This window comes from Bacillus cereus group sp. BfR-BA-01380 (assembly GCF_022663535.1).
GTDB classification, from domain to species: domain Bacteria; phylum Bacillota; class Bacilli; order Bacillales; family Bacillaceae_G; genus Bacillus_A; species Bacillus_A cereus_BB.
In genome coordinates this window covers 116,825-131,105 of record NZ_JAKUFS010000002.1, presented here as the reverse complement: position 1 = coordinate 131,105, position 14,281 = coordinate 116,825, and the positions used below count along the sequence as shown (strand labels likewise).

Sequence of the window (14,281 nt, the reverse complement as noted above, 5' to 3'; positions counted from 1 at the left end):
TTATAACTTTGTATTGAAAAGTTCCAAAAACCGTTTTACAATAGGATTAGAATTTTTATCAGTGTTTTTTATACATATTCTCTAGGAGGTAATATAAAGATGGCAAAATATACAATTGTTGACAAAGATACTTGCATTGCATGTGGAGCTTGCGGAGCAGCTGCACCAGATATTTATGATTACGATGATGAAGGTATTGCATTCGTAACGTTAGATGATAACCAAGGTATCGTTGAAATTCCAGATGTATTAATCGATGATATGATGGATGCATTTGAAGGTTGCCCAACTGATTCTATTAAAGTGGCAGATGAAGCATTCGATGGCGATGCATTAAAATTTGAATAGTCTCCATTGTTGACTTCAAAAAAATATCCCTCAAATAATGAGGGGTATTTTTTTGTTCTATAAAAATACATTTCCACCGCTTTCATTCTCCTTCTAAACGAATGGAAGCTGCTAGGCAATCAGACTTTTTCAGAATAAAAAAGCATCAGCAGAAAAACTTCCACTGATGCAAAATCTTCTATTTATGCATTTTTCATTTTCGCAAATACCCATACTTTTAATCGTGAAAATAAAGGAACAAAAACAATTGTTACTATAATTCCTTTAATTAAATTAAAAGGTAAAATTGCGGCCACAATTGTTTGACGCATTGCACCGCTAGACATAGCAGGTTGACCTAAGAACCAAGTGTAAGCTGGTAAAATGATAAAATAATTGAGTACACTCATAATAAGTGTCATACAAATTGCTCCTAACATCAATCCAGTTGTTAAACTTTTAACTGTTTGATGTTTGCGAAACAAAATGGATGCTGGAAGAATAAACAGACATCCAGCAATAAAATTCGCCACTTCCCCTACTGGCACTCCTGTTAAACTTCCTTGAATACCATAATAAAGAACGTTTTTTATCGCCTCTACAATTACACCTGAGAGCGGTCCAAAAATAATAGCTACAATTAATGCTGGAACATCACTAAAATCAATTTTCAAAAACGGTGGCAGCCCTGGAAATGGAAAATCCAGCATCATTAATAAATACGCAATGCTGCTTAGCATCGCAACGCTCATCATTTTTACTACACTCTTCTGTTGTTTCATGTTTCTCTCTCCTTTTCCATCGATCATCTCATGGAAAGTGGAAAGGTTCTGCTATGCCCTAATATTCCAGCATGAAAAAACCCTTTGCGTCCGAAACGCAAAGGGAGAAATTTTAGGTACATCAAACAGACGTTCAAATACTTATCTTTTTTGAACGCTTGAACCTCCATCTTCTCCCATCCAGACTGTACTGTCGGCTTTGGAATCGCACCAAATCCTGCCTTAACGGCTCGCGGGCTTAGAACAAATATATATTCATCACCGCCGGTCGGGATTTTCACCCTGCCCCGAAGATAGACCGATATTCTATTTTCTACATCATTATACAACAACTTTAAAACAAAGTGAATGAAAATACTCCTTTTCACTCACTTTGTGTAACATCTTGTCCCACTTAACAATCAAGCTGTAGAAATTATGAAAAATAATTATATATGAATCCATCAAGTCTCTGCTGCGAAAAACAAAATATGACCGCTTCTATGCATGACCAGCCATTTAAAAAGAAAAAGGTTTTTTATTTGTATTTATATATTTTTATTGAACTTTATGTAGTCATGCCTTTATCCCGCTATTTGTGGGCAGTAATACTCCCGCCTCAAAATTCAGCGGAAGCAAAGAAGTTAGGCGGGAGATAAACTGCCCGTAAAAGCCCGATTGGTGAGGGCTGATAATCAGTGGGGGATGAAGAAAACCCCCACTGATTAAAGTTTCACTTTATATTTGAATGCCATTCTAACAATCAGTAAATAATATGACAAAAAGGAACAAATTTTCGGGTTTATTCCTTTTTGTTTACAATTCTCTAGCCATTCGTACACGAAAGTGATAAGATATGATATTGTTAAGAAAACAGCATTTTCTTACAGTGGAGGAAATGTAATGAGTAAAGAAAAAAAGCAGCCTATTCAAGAAATTATGAAAAAAAATCTTCGCAAAGAATATTTTTATTTAAAAAAAGAATTACTGTTCTATTGTCCTGTTGACTTAGGAAAATTCTCAAGGGATACATATTATGCTGCCTTCGATAAAGATGGAATTAGCATATACCAATATGATAAAAACTCAGACAGTAAACTAAAGATTTGCGAACGACACCCATGGAAAAGCTGGAAAAAAGTCAAAATCGATCATTATTTAACAAAAACCCAATTCGTCTTTCAAGGAGAACGGAATTGGATTCTTTCTCTATTTCACCAGGGAAAGACGGCAGAAGAAATCATTCAAACTTATACATCTTTAGAAATAGAGATTGTTTCTAGACCATTTTTAAAGAAACTGCCCGGTTATCGCTCTAATACAACATTAAATATGTATATTGGAACAATTTGCTATACTGCACTAATTGCGTTTATATTAAAATCTATCGTTCCATTTCAAGTCTTTCAAATCGCTTTGTATTCACTCTCCCTCGGCTGTATGTTGCTCGGTCTACTTTGTTTTGTTATCGGCCTTATTGAACCTTCTATCGTCTTATTTAGAACAGAGGAGAAAACAAGAGCGAAAGTATTTTATTATTATAGCTATTTAGCAATCGCCGGATTTATTTGTCTCTTTATTTTTTGGTAACAAACGAAAGAGCTAGGAAAACTAGCTCTTTTTTCAATTGATATGTAATTTTTGCGATGGATAAATAATATCTTCTTGCAGGTGATTTTTCACTTTCAATTCTCCAACACTTGTCCCAAACTTTCTAGCAATACTCACTAGTGTATCACCCTTTTGTACAACATATACAGAAGCAGATGCTACCGTATTTTGTTTTTCTCCAAGCATTTGCAACGGATTAACCGCATGTGTTTTCGCTATCGTCCAAGATCCTTTATGAATTTCTAAATGTAAATGAGCACCATTTGATTGTCCTGTATTTCCTACTTGACCAATTATTTGACCTTGCAAAATCCCCTCCCCCTCTCTCACAAGTCGTTTATTCATATGCGCATATACAGCTTCATATTCTCTATGCTTAATAAATACAACATGACCATAACTATCAGAAAAATATGATCTTGTTACAATCCCATCTTGCATAGCTATAATTGAAGTGCCTATTGGTGCAGCAATATCAATACCAAAATGCTTTCCATTTCTCGTTCCAAAATAATCGCTAATTCGTCCCTCTACTGGCCACGTCCACTGTTTTTCCTCAGCAACACCTTCTGCTTGTCCTATAAAAAAGATACAAAAGAAAAACAATATCACCTTTAAAGCTTTCATTGTAAATCCTCCGTTTTCTAAATAGCCATCACACTTTCTCTATTGTGGTTAATTATAGAAAAAAGTATACAAAAAAAGAAAGAGTCTATTTCTCTTTCTTTTCTTTCTCATCCCGAAATACAATTGCGCTTCTTTCATATTCTACATCTTTTACATTCGAACGAGCATTCACAACCCTTGCAACTGCAAATAAATAATCTGATAACCGATTTATGTATTGCAAAACATATTCATTTATCTCATCTTGTTTCTTTAAAGAAACGATGCACCGTTCCGCTCTTCTTATAACAGTACGAGCAATATGAATAATAGCCGCTCCTTCACTTCCTCCTGGTAAAATAAAGCGTTCCAACGGCGGTGCTTCTTCTGTGTATACATCAATCCTTTTCTCTAGAAAAGTAATGATATCCTCCATTACTTTATACGGAATTTTTTTCTTCACAATCGCTAAATCTCCGCCGCAATCAAACAGCTCATGCTGAATTTTTTCAAGTTCTTGATAAATATCTTGAAACCATTCATCTTGCAATAACGTCATTGCATACCCTATAAACGAATTCGCCTCATCAAGTGCTCCGTATGCCTCCACACGCAAATCATCTTTATCTGCGCGTCCTCCAATAAGACTTGTTCGGCCCCTATCTCCTGTTTTTGTATATAGTTTCATATTTTTCTCCCTTCTCTTATGCATTCTTTTACTATACGAATATTTCTGTTGTTAACCAAGATACAGAAAAAACAAAAGAAGATAGACAGGAGATACCAATTGGTGAAATTCCAAGTCTATCAGAGAATACAGCTCACTACAAGATGGTTCACTTTATGAAAAAAGCTTATCAATAAGATAAGCTTTTTTCATAAATCATTTCATCATACTTCTGCCGGCAAATAAACAGAGAATGTTGTACCCTTACCTACTACACTCGATGCCGTTATTTTACCCTCATGTCCTCGAACAATGTTTTTTGCAATTGCAAGCCCTAAACCTGTACCACCTGTTTTCCCGCGCGTACGAGCTTTATCTGCTTTATAAAAACGCTCAAATAAAAACGGAATATCCTCTTCTGGAATACCAACTCCAGAATCTTCAACTTCAAATATAATTCCGTTATTTTTCTCATTAATAATAAGCGATACTTTACCGCCGGCATTTGTATGCCTCAACGCATTATCAATTAAATTTGTTAACACTTGTTCCATTCGATCAGGATCAAAAGAATGCTGCTCTATGGAAGTTCGAAAATCAACTAGTAATTGTACTTCTTTTTCCTTTGCTATCCCTTGGAATTTCCGTGCAATCTTTTCAACAAACGGAACGACATCTACCTCTGATATATGTAATTCTACATGACCGCTCTCCATTCGAGCTAAATCTAATAATTCATTCACAAGACGCCCTAATCGTACAGATTCATCATAAATGATTTGTACAAATTCATGCACTTCTTCTTTCGTTTGAACAATGTCATCTAAAATTGCCTCGCTATATCCTTGAAGCATAACCATCGGTGTACGTAATTCATGTGATACGTTTGCAATAAAATCTTTCCGCATTTTTTCAAGACGACGTTCTTCCGTCATATCACGAAGAACCGCAACAGCCCCTCGAATCTTTGTCTGATTGTACAGCGGCGTCATCAATACAACGTAATTACCTTTTTCTAAATTAATTTCCACAACTTGTTGCTGTTCACTTTCGACAACTAAATGAAACAGTTCAACAAGCTCAGATGGCAAACTTACACTTAACTCTATCTCTTTTTCTTCATGCCATACTTGTAAGAAATGCTCTGCTGGCGGATTAATTACAACAACTTCTCCTTCTTGATTTAACGTAATAACACCATCGGCCATACTACTTAAAATGCTAGAAAGCTGTTCTTTTTCTTGCTGCAAGGCATTAATATTAAACTTCAATTGTTTCCCCATTTGATTTAAAGCTGTTGCCAATTCACCGATTTCATCTTGCGAAACCGTTAGTACCTTCGCATCAAATTTTCCGCGCGCTACTTCAAATGCCACTTCACGCATTTTACGAAGCGGTGCTGTAATCCGAGTTGATAAGAAAAAGGCAAAGAATGTTGTTAAAATAATGGCAATTCCTGCAGATAAAAAGATAAAATCTGTCGATTTTTCTATTCCCTGTCTTGGCACTTGTAACGATTGATATACAAAAACTGCACCATCTTTTGATGACTTTAACGGAACACCGACAACCATAATATCATTTTCATGATTTTTCTTGTTTTTTTCATCTGGGACGCTTTTTGTTTTTTGTACCTTTTTACGCTCTGTAAATACTGCTTGTAACTCTTTGTCATGTTTTAGATCATCTAGTGTTAATGTTATCAATCCTCGTTGAGTAGGAGACGCAGATACTTTATTCTCCTCATTAACAATAATAATCCGTGAAAGAGGATCAGCGAATTTATATGCGATATGTTCTATCGTCTTCTCATCCGCCCCCTCTTCTATTAATTCAGAGACGCTCGTCGCAACATTCGTCAGCCTCGTTTCTCCCATCGTCACATAATATTTGTCGAAAAACTGAGAAAGTAAAATCGCAACAAAACCAAGGACGAAAGAAACGAGGAGCAAAATGGTCATCCATAATTTCCCAACAACACTTTTCCAAAGCATCAATCGTTCACAACCTCAAACTTGTAACCAACACCCCATACTGTTACAATCATTTTCGCTGCGTTTGCAGATTTTTTACTTAATTTCTCGCGCAAACGCTTTACATGCGTATCAACCGTACGTAAATCACCGAAAAACTCATACTGCCATACTTCTTTTAATAATTGTTCACGGTCAAACACTTTATCAGGTGCCTTCGCTAAAAATAGTAACAATTCATATTCTTTTGGTGTTAAATTCACTTCTTCTCCATCTGCTGTCACACGATGTGCATCATTATCAATTGTTAAGTGAGGGAATACAGTAACATCTTTTGTTGTTGTATCTTGCGTAAAGAATGTTGTTGTAACAGAACGACGTAGCACAGCTTTTACACGCAACACAACTTCACGTGGGCTAAACGGTTTTACAATATAATCATCTGTGCCAACTTCAAATCCTTGTACTCGATTTATTTCTTCTCCTTTTGCCGTTAGCATAATAATTGGTGTTGCCTTTTTCTCACGAATACCTTTACACACTTCAATACCATCTATTCCAGGCATCATAATATCTAAAAGGATAAGATCATAGTCATTTTGCAATGCTTTTTCTAAAGCCGTCTCTCCGTTGTCAGCTTCGTCAATAATGTACTGCTCTCTCTCTAAATACATTTTTAACAAACGACGGATACGATCTTCGTCATCTACAATTAAAATCTTTAGTTCATTTTCCATGGGCTATCCACTGTACACATACATGTCACAGCGGCTCACACCTACCTTTCTTCAATAAAGTGAAACTTTCCTTATGAGAATTAGTTAAATCAATAGGACACACGCTAACAGTAATTTCCTGTTAGAGCGAAATAACTTTTCACGGACAAATCTCGTTACAATTAGAAAGTTCACCTTCACATTATGTTTCACATAAATAATAAAATTTGTTCATAGTTTTTCCAAAAATATGTATTTTCTCTGAACTATACAATTTGTCCTCGACATCATTTTACAAAATCACCCTATACTTTGTCATGTTTTTCTCAAAAAAGAAAAGAAATTAACAAAATTAAAATAGGAAAGTGACAGTCACCTTCCTATTTTATACCGCAATAATGAACTGCACAATAGAATTCGTTGAACTTCAATTCTTGTTATGCATACGAATGCAAACCTGCAATCACTAGATTTACTACTACAAAGTTAAACATAATAATTGCAAAGCCAATTACTGCAAGCCACGCTGATTTTTCACCGTGCCAACCTTTAGACAAACGTAAATGTAAAAATGCTGCATAAAAGAGCCAAGTAATGAGTGCCCAAACCTCTTTCGGATCCCAGCCCCAAAAACGCGTCCATGCGATTTGTGCCCAAATCATCGCAAAGATTAATGCACCTAGCGTAAAGACTGGGAATCCAATTGCGACAGAGCGATATCCGATTTCATCAAGCAAATCACTATCAACTTTCTGTACTACCGGTTGAATCGCTGCCGCTACTCGTTTTCGTAAAATCAGTCTTAAGAGAATATATAGCCCTGTTCCTATAAATATCGACCAAATGACAGTGTTTAATTTTTTCGCATTGATAATAGCCGGAGTTTCTATTACAGGCTCAAACTTTTCAGCTGTAACTAACTTGCCTTTATGGGGACCGACTAAAGCAGGCAAATTATATACCATTTCTGCTTTCTGCTCATCTTTATTCACCCATTGGAACTTCGCTTCATACTTTACACTTGAAAAAGCAGTTGTTGCTGCTATAAATCCAATTACACAAACAAGCGAAAAAATAACTGCTTCCAGCCAAAACGTTTGCTTGCTTTTTTTAGACTGGTCCACATTTTTTAATAAATATATAACACCCGTAATAAAACTAATCGATAAAATAGCTTGCCCAGCCGCTGCTGTTGTTACATGAATATGAAGCCAGTTACTTTTTAATGATGGAATAAGCGGTGTAATTTCTCTTGGAAACATGCTTGCATAGGCAATTAGTAAAATAGCAACTGGAAGCGCAAATAAACCAAGTATACTTGTCCGATACATAAAATAAATAATAATAAACGCACCGACCATCATCATACCGAAAAATGTCCCGAACTCAAAAAAATTACTAACTGGTGCATGCCCTGATGCAATCCATCTCGTAACAAAATATACGAACTGAGCAGCAAAGCCTAAAATCGTAATACTTATCCCAATGTTTGCCCACTTTCGTCCTTTTTCTTTAATCGCTCCCCCAAAGAACAGTGTTGCAACTAAATACAATACGAAAGCAGTAAATAAGAAATTACTACTTATTTCTACCATACTCTCTCCCCACCTTAACTAATTTTTTTCTCATTTACTCTATCATTTGGCTGCGGAATATTTGTCCCTTCTAACACTTTTTCGATCTCTTTTCGCAAACCATACCAGTTTTTATTTGTATGACCAGCAATCCACCATTCATTATCAACACGCTGCACCCAAATGCGACGATGATTCCAATACATCCCCTGAATAACGCCGACCATGAAAATAAAGCCTCCTAAAGCGATCACCCAAAGCGTTAAATCTTTTCGGACAGTAAGTGCAGTAACGTTATGCGTTTCGATACCTGCAAAAGACATTTTGTATAAGTTGTTTCCTTCAGGCTCTATATTTTGTCGAATTCCAACAAAGCTCACTTCTCCATTTGGCGTTTCAGGCGTAAACATTTTAAAGACAAAAGCAGGGTTGTTAGGAAGCTTCGTTTTTGTATTGGGCTTTCCGCTTTCATCAAAGTAAAAATCAGGGAAATAACTTAATAAATGCAGAGAATATCCATTTCCTAAATCGTATATTTCTTTTGGATTTGCTAGATCAACTGTAATCGGACCCCACTTTTGACCGCCATCTTTCTTTTGTAAAAAGAAAGACATTTTACTTAATTCACCTTCTTTAAAATCGATTTGGTACAAAGCATAGTCATCAAATTTAAGAGGGTCATTTACTCGAATGTTATAATCTTTCACTTTTTCAAGCTTCGGCTTTTCACCAGCAACATTTTTTCCGACTACTTTATACAATACAGCATTTGTTTGAAAATTTTTCGCAATCATCTTATTTCCAACTCGATCAATCGCTGCATTAAACACTTCATTTTCTTTACTTTTATCATAAACTTCTTTAATAAACTTTTCATTTTTCAAAAAAAACTTTCCGTCTGTTCCAGGAATTTCTTTCGTTTCACCTTCACGAAGCCAAAGCGTTGCATCTACATACATACCAGGGACAAAACGAAGCATCGTTCCAAATAAGAAAATAATAAGACCAATATGATTTACATATGGACCCCAGCGTGAAAAACGGCCTTTTTCTGCTAGAATATTATCTCCTTCCACTTGAATATTATATTTTTTCTTTTTCAAGTTCTCTTTCACACATTCAATCTCTTCTTTTGTCGCAAGTGCAGTCCCATATAATCGCTGTCTTTTTAAAAAACTCGGGTGTCTTGTTACCCTTTGTTTTTTCAGCGCTTTATATAAAGGAACAACACGATCTAAACTACATATAACAAGAGAAATCCCAATAGATGCCACTAAAATCATATACCACCAGGAACTATAAAGATTATTAAACCCTAATTGATAATACAATTTCCCAAGGAAACCATATTGCTGTTCATAATATTCTCCCGGCGTGACATTTTGCGGAATATACATTTCTTGCGGAAAAATCGTTCCAACCCCAGACGCGATAAGTGTAATTACAATAAGCCATATTCCAACTTTTACGGAAGAAAAAAAGCTCCAAATTTTATCTACTACTGTTTTGGTATGTGTAAGAGAGCGCCTCGCACTCCCTTCATATCGCATATCTAGTAATTTTGTATCCTGCTCACCTTCAAAAGGCTTTCCGCAAGCTTCACAAAAAATTGTACCAATTGGATTTACGTGACCACAACCACATTTTATTTGTTCCAAATCCCTCACCGCCTTTTTTCTTTTTCTATATATCTATGTTTCATAGAAAATTAACGAAATACTCAGAATTTTTTTGATAGGTGCTGAAAACCAGAGCACAGCACCTCGATTAACGAAGATTACTTGTACGAATGGTTCTCTATACTCTTCTCATTTATGGAGTAATTTTCTTTAAATATTCTTCCATTTGCTCTTTCGATTGTGTACCTGTAATTTTTTCGATAACCTTGCCATCCTTATCGATTAAAAACGTTGTCGGTAGTGGACCTACACCATATGTATTTAAAATTTCTTGTCCTTTATCAATGGCTACAGGAAATTTCAATCCGTACCCACTCACAAAATTTTTCACAGCGAGTTCCGTTTCGTCTGCGTCTAATGCCACTATTTCAACACCTTTTTCCTTATATTTCGGGTACAGTTCATTCATATACGGCATTTCTTGCTCGCAAGGTTTACACCATGTTCCCCAGAAATTTAAAAATACTCCTTTTCCTTTCAACTCTTTTAACGTAATCTTTTTGCCTTCTAAATCTGTAGCAACGAAGTTTGGTGCTTCTTTTCCTACTTGTACGTTCTCTTTATCAACAAAAAAGTTTTGATATAACGTAAACCCTAATGCCCCTCCTAATATGAGCAAAATGATAACACGGAATAACAGTCTATTTTTCTTCACAGTGTCTCTCCTTCCTTAACCAAATAAAGAAGTTTAGCACATACTAAACTTTTCTATAAACATACCAATTGAAAAGCCGACATAAAACCCTTTTTTAGATGGGTAAGAGGATCTGGCCATGTATAGAAGCGGTCAGGTCCTTTTCCTGCCACATGCAAGATTTAAAACAAAGGGAGAAAGCAAGTGGTGATCATGTATTTTTCTGCATAACAGCGACTTATAAAGAAAAGCGGCGCCGACTGTTTAGACCTGTTGGCTAAGGTTCTTTCACACAGAAGGTGTTTTTTACCTTCTCGTGTGGAAGGTTCTTAGACATGAGGGCCTTGGAGGCAGAGCTAGACAAAGATATCAAAAAATTAAAATGAATTTATATATGTATTCACTTCTATCAGCAAAATTTCTTTACTGATAGAAGCTTTTATATTCTGTACTATCTTGGTTTCGTTGAAGCAAGAGCACGAAGTTGTTTTACTTCATGAGGAGATAATTCTCTTGCATCCCCTGGGCGTAAATTACCTAACTCTAAAAAGGCATAACTCTCACGCTTTAATTTCATAACTTTACATCCAACTGCTTCAAACATTCTTCGCACTTGGCGATTTCTTCCTTCATGAATTGTTAATTGTACAATTGCAATCTCTTTACGCTTATCCCAAGAAAGGATTTTCACACGCGCAGGCGCTGTCTTTCCTTCTTCTAGCATAACACCTTTTTCTAACATGCGGATTTTTTCACCAGTTAGCTGACCTTTTACCTTTGCCACGTATGTTTTATCAACCTTATACTTTGGATGCATTAAAATGTTCGCAAACTCTCCGTCATTTGTCATCAATATTAAACCAGATGTATCATAGTCTAATCGGCCAATTGGAAAAAGACGCTGTGGAATTTCTGCAAAGAAATCTGTCACTACTTTTCTTCCTTTATCATCTGTTACACTCGAAATAACACCAGTTGGTTTATATAATAAAAAGTAAGCAGGTGTTTCTTTTTCAAGAGGAATATTGTTTACTTCAACTTTATCTTGCGCACTCACTTTCGTTCCTAGTTCGGTCACGACTTTTCCGTTAACCTTAACCTTACCTTGTTGAATGAGTTCCTCTGCTTTTCTTCTCGATGCAATACCTGCTTGCGCTATTACCTTTTGTAGTCGTTCCATTTCGTTTCTTCACCTCAAATTCATCTTACCTTCATTAGAAGGACTTGGCAACTGTCTAGCCTTGCTAGCAATTACCCTTACTTACCATAAACAACATCGTCAACTTTATAAGCTAATAAAGGAATATAATTCATTTTTCCTCTTTATTATGATTTACTGCCTTCTCTTTGCTTACAACAAATGTTCACGATTTTGTCAAAAATAACCCATAAAAAAGCCACTATTAAGCACATTCTTAATAGTGGCTGTATCCGTATTATAGTCTAATTTGAATGAAAAATGAACCATTATTACTGAAACATAAGTGAAACAAATACAATTGAGCACACAATACCAATTAAATCAGCAAATAATCCCACCTTTAAAGCATCGCCCATTTTCCGAATCCCAACCGCTCCAAAATAAACTGTTAAAATATAAAAGGTTGTATCTGTACTTCCTTGCATCGTAGACGCAAGTCTCCCAATAAACGAATCTGGTCCATATGTGGCAATTAAATCCGTTGTAATACTTAGCCCTGCTGATCCAGAAATAGGGCGAATAAGTGCAAGAGGAACAATTTCTGCTGGCACATGGATAGCATCTAACATTGGTTTCATGACATGTATCATTGCATCTAACGCGCCTGAAGCCCGGAAAATTGAAATAGAAACGAGCATACCAACCATAAATGGTAAAATAGATACAGCAATTTGAATTCCTTCTTTCCCGCCTTCTACAAATGATTCATACGTCGGTACTTTTTTTGCCGTCCCATATAATAGAATAAATCCGATCACACATGGAATAACCCATAAAGAAATCGTATTAACGACGCTCATTTTTTCTTCCCCTTTCTATTTCTTCTTCGGTAAAAATAACGGTCAATCCAAATAGCTCCAATCATAGATAAAGCTTGGGCGATAAACGTTACGCCTACAATTTCAGTTGGATTTGCAGAGTGATACGTCATCCGAATCGAAATAACGGTAGTGGGAATAAGTGTAATAGCCGATGTATTTAAGGCAAGAAATGTTATCATAGAGCGACTTGCAAAGTCTCTTCCTCCATTTAACTCTTTTAAATGTTCCATCGCTTTAATCCCAAGCGGTGTGGCTGCATTTCCTAATCCAAAAAAGTTTGCCATCATATTAGATAAAATAAAACCCAGTGCTGGATGATTCTTCGGTATTTCTGGAAACAGTTTTTTTACAAGAGGCATAAACAGTGCAACAAGTTTCTTTAGTAGTCCCGCTTCCTCCGCAATCTTCATTAAACCAAGCCAAAAAACAAGAACACTAATCAGTCCGATACAAATGGTTACAGCGTCTTTTGAACCTTCGAAAACTGCTTTATTTACTTCGTCCATCGTTCCATTAAACATTGCATATACAATACCAATTAACGCCATCGCAACCCATATAATATTAACCATCTATTTCCACACCTAACATATGAGAAAATACTTCTTTAAAATCTCTCCAAAACAAACCTGTTGTCACAATAAGTTTCCGTTTACTATAAAATAGGTTACGCTCTCCAATTTCTTCTTCATTTAAATAAGCGACAGCACGCCCTACTTTCTCTCCATCTATGAGCTTGGCCGTTTTATCAAATTCAATTTTTAATGTAACCTTTTTAGCCTCTTCTTCTGTTAGCGGCACTAATAAATCATTTTTCGTATATATATGATTCGTATACTTTTTGTCTTGAAGTGCAGAAAGTGCCCCCTTCGCTAATACCGTAGTTTCTGTATACTGTTTAAACCCTTCATTAAATAAGTACATATGATCGTCCCAATCGCTAGAAGCCTGCAATGTTACAACAATCAAATCTAACCCGTCTTTTGATGCAGTCGTTACAAGTGTTCGCCCAGCTTTTTTCGTAAATCCAGTTTTCCCTCCTGTTGCATACTCGTACATTGAAGTAACAAGCTTATGTTTATTTTTCCATGGATAATCCCACACTTTAGACTGATACGTTTTCGTTCCAAAAATTTTTCGAAATGTCTCATTTTTCATGGCATACCTTGTTAACTGCGCCATATCATATGCTGAAGAAACATGTGTCCCATCTCCGTCTAAACCATGTGGGTTAGAAAAATGGGTATCCTTCATTCCGATTTGTGCTGCTTTTTCATTCATTAAATATACGAACCCCTCTGTACTCCCGCCAATATATTCTGCAATTGCCTGAGCTGCATCATTTCCAGAGCGCAGCATTAAACCGTATACTAAATCTTCTAACGGTACTTTCTGTCCTGGCTTTAAGTAGATAGCTGACCCTTCCACGCGAACAGCTGTATTACTAATGGATACCTTTTCTTTCATTTTCCCTGATTCGACCGCTAAAAGGGCGGTCATAATTTTTGTAATACTTGCGATTTTTTCAGATTCATGCTCTAACTTTCCATATAGTACACGTCCCGAATGCTGCTCCATCAGCACAGCATTACGTGCACTAACATTATTCATTTGCGCATATGTATCATTTGGTAACATACTTGCACATATTATAATAAGTGCAATCACGATCGCTCTTCCTCTCATGCATTCACGTCCTTTTTGGCACTTT

At 36.1% G+C, this 14,281-nt stretch carries 14 protein-coding genes and 1 riboswitch; of the genes, 2 read left to right on the top strand and 12 right to left on the bottom strand.

Features of this window, described 5'->3' with window-relative positions:
- Positions 1–99 precede the first annotated feature (99 nt).
- Positions 100–348 (top strand): ferredoxin, encoded by a 249-nt coding sequence (locus MR076_RS02455; protein ID WP_017152544.1) that lies wholly within the window; start codon positions 100–102, stop codon positions 346–348.
- A 182-nt stretch (positions 349–530) separates the two neighbouring features.
- Here the strand turns inward: MR076_RS02455 and MR076_RS02450 are convergent, their stop codons facing one another.
- On the bottom strand, positions 531–1,109 hold the full coding sequence (locus MR076_RS02450; RefSeq protein ID WP_242217241.1) for an ECF transporter S component: 579 nt from the start codon (positions 1,107–1,109) through the stop codon (positions 531–533).
- A gap of 164 nt (positions 1,110–1,273) precedes the next feature.
- Positions 1,274–1,408: riboswitch (FMN riboswitch) on the bottom strand.
- A 583-nt stretch (positions 1,409–1,991) separates the two neighbouring features.
- On the opposite strand from MR076_RS02450, the gene MR076_RS02445 reads away from it, so the two are divergent.
- On the top strand, positions 1,992–2,678 hold the full coding sequence (locus MR076_RS02445) for a hypothetical protein (RefSeq protein ID WP_242217239.1): 687 nt from the start codon (positions 1,992–1,994) through the stop codon (positions 2,676–2,678).
- A gap of 33 nt (positions 2,679–2,711) precedes the next feature.
- On the opposite strand, the gene MR076_RS02440 is transcribed toward MR076_RS02445, so the two are convergent.
- The 11 genes from MR076_RS02440 to MR076_RS02390 all read right to left on the bottom strand — a co-directional run bounded on the left by MR076_RS02440 (position 2,712) and on the right by MR076_RS02390 (position 14,256).
- Positions 2,712–3,326, bottom strand: coding sequence for a peptidoglycan DD-metalloendopeptidase family protein (locus MR076_RS02440; RefSeq protein WP_242217237.1), 615 nt, complete (start codon positions 3,324–3,326; stop codon positions 2,712–2,714).
- Between the two features lie 85 nt (positions 3,327–3,411).
- Positions 3,412–3,993, bottom strand: coding sequence for a cob(I)yrinic acid a,c-diamide adenosyltransferase (locus MR076_RS02435; protein WP_242217234.1), 582 nt, complete (start codon positions 3,991–3,993; stop codon positions 3,412–3,414).
- 203 nt (positions 3,994–4,196) lie between these two features.
- On the bottom strand, positions 4,197–5,933 hold the full coding sequence (locus tag MR076_RS02430) for an ATP-binding protein (protein WP_277928336.1): 1,737 nt from the start codon (positions 5,931–5,933) through the stop codon (positions 4,197–4,199).
- 32 nt (positions 5,934–5,965) lie between these two features.
- Complete coding sequence (resD, locus tag MR076_RS02425) at positions 5,966–6,682, bottom strand: DNA-binding response regulator ResD (RefSeq protein ID WP_242217232.1); 717 nt, start codon at positions 6,680–6,682, stop codon at positions 5,966–5,968.
- A 416-nt stretch (positions 6,683–7,098) separates the two neighbouring features.
- A complete protein-coding gene (gene ccsB, locus MR076_RS02420; protein ID WP_242217230.1) occupies positions 7,099–8,256 on the bottom strand; it encodes a c-type cytochrome biogenesis protein CcsB in 1,158 nt (385 codons plus the stop codon).
- A gap of 14 nt (positions 8,257–8,270) precedes the next feature.
- On the bottom strand, positions 8,271–9,893 hold the full coding sequence (resB, locus tag MR076_RS02415; RefSeq protein ID WP_242217227.1) for a cytochrome c biogenesis protein ResB: 1,623 nt from the start codon (positions 9,891–9,893) through the stop codon (positions 8,271–8,273).
- Positions 9,894–10,047: 154 nt separating this feature from the next.
- A complete protein-coding gene (gene resA / locus MR076_RS02410) occupies positions 10,048–10,569 on the bottom strand; it encodes a thiol-disulfide oxidoreductase ResA (protein ID WP_242217225.1) in 522 nt (173 codons plus the stop codon).
- A gap of 430 nt (positions 10,570–10,999) precedes the next feature.
- The gene (gene rluB / locus MR076_RS02405; RefSeq protein WP_242217223.1) at positions 11,000–11,728 is read right to left on the bottom strand and encodes a 23S rRNA pseudouridine(2605) synthase RluB; all 729 of its coding nucleotides are present in this window, start codon (positions 11,726–11,728) and stop codon (positions 11,000–11,002) included.
- Positions 11,729–12,018: 290 nt separating this feature from the next.
- Positions 12,019–12,549: a spore maturation protein SpmB gene (gene spmB, locus MR076_RS02400; protein ID WP_090915509.1), complete on the bottom strand. Its 531-nt coding sequence runs from the start codon at positions 12,547–12,549 to the stop codon at positions 12,019–12,021.
- Complete coding sequence (locus tag MR076_RS02395) at positions 12,546–13,142, bottom strand: nucleoside recognition domain-containing protein (RefSeq protein WP_242217221.1); 597 nt, start codon at positions 13,140–13,142, stop codon at positions 12,546–12,548. The genes spmB and MR076_RS02395 overlap by 4 nt, the downstream gene beginning before the upstream one ends.
- A complete protein-coding gene (locus tag MR076_RS02390) occupies positions 13,135–14,256 on the bottom strand; it encodes a D-alanyl-D-alanine carboxypeptidase family protein (protein ID WP_242217219.1) in 1,122 nt (373 codons plus the stop codon). Before MR076_RS02390 ends, MR076_RS02395 begins: the two co-directional genes overlap by 8 nt.
- Positions 14,257–14,281: the final 25 nt, after the last annotated feature.

What these genes read in the sequence shown, in the direction of transcription:
- MR076_RS02390 (WP_242217219.1), bottom strand. Translation starts at nt 14,256, where the DNA reads ATGAGAGGAAGAGCGATCGTGATTGCACTTATTATAATATGTGCAAGT.
- spmB (WP_090915509.1), bottom strand. Translation starts at nt 12,549, where the DNA reads ATGAGCGTCGTTAATACGATTTCTTTATGGGTTATTCCATGTGTGATC.
- MR076_RS02430 (WP_277928336.1), bottom strand. Translation starts at nt 5,933, where the DNA reads ATGACCATTTTGCTCCTCGTTTCTTTCGTCCTTGGTTTTGTTGCGATT.
- MR076_RS02435 (WP_242217234.1), bottom strand. Translation starts at nt 3,993, where the DNA reads ATGAAACTATATACAAAAACAGGAGATAGGGGCCGAACAAGTCTTATT.
- MR076_RS02445 (WP_242217239.1), top strand. Translation starts at nt 1,992, where the DNA reads ATGAGTAAAGAAAAAAAGCAGCCTATTCAAGAAATTATGAAAAAAAAT.
- MR076_RS02395 (WP_242217221.1), bottom strand. Translation starts at nt 13,142, where the DNA reads ATGGTTAATATTATATGGGTTGCGATGGCGTTAATTGGTATTGTATAT.
- MR076_RS02440 (WP_242217237.1), bottom strand. Translation starts at nt 3,326, where the DNA reads ATGAAAGCTTTAAAGGTGATATTGTTTTTCTTTTGTATCTTTTTTATA.
- resD (WP_242217232.1), bottom strand. Translation starts at nt 6,682, where the DNA reads ATGGAAAATGAACTAAAGATTTTAATTGTAGATGACGAAGATCGTATC.
- rluB (WP_242217223.1), bottom strand. Translation starts at nt 11,728, where the DNA reads ATGGAACGACTACAAAAGGTAATAGCGCAAGCAGGTATTGCATCGAGA.
- ccsB (WP_242217230.1), bottom strand. Translation starts at nt 8,256, where the DNA reads ATGGTAGAAATAAGTAGTAATTTCTTATTTACTGCTTTCGTATTGTAT.
- MR076_RS02455 (WP_017152544.1), top strand. Translation starts at nt 100, where the DNA reads ATGGCAAAATATACAATTGTTGACAAAGATACTTGCATTGCATGTGGA.
- MR076_RS02450 (WP_242217241.1), bottom strand. Translation starts at nt 1,109, where the DNA reads ATGAAACAACAGAAGAGTGTAGTAAAAATGATGAGCGTTGCGATGCTA.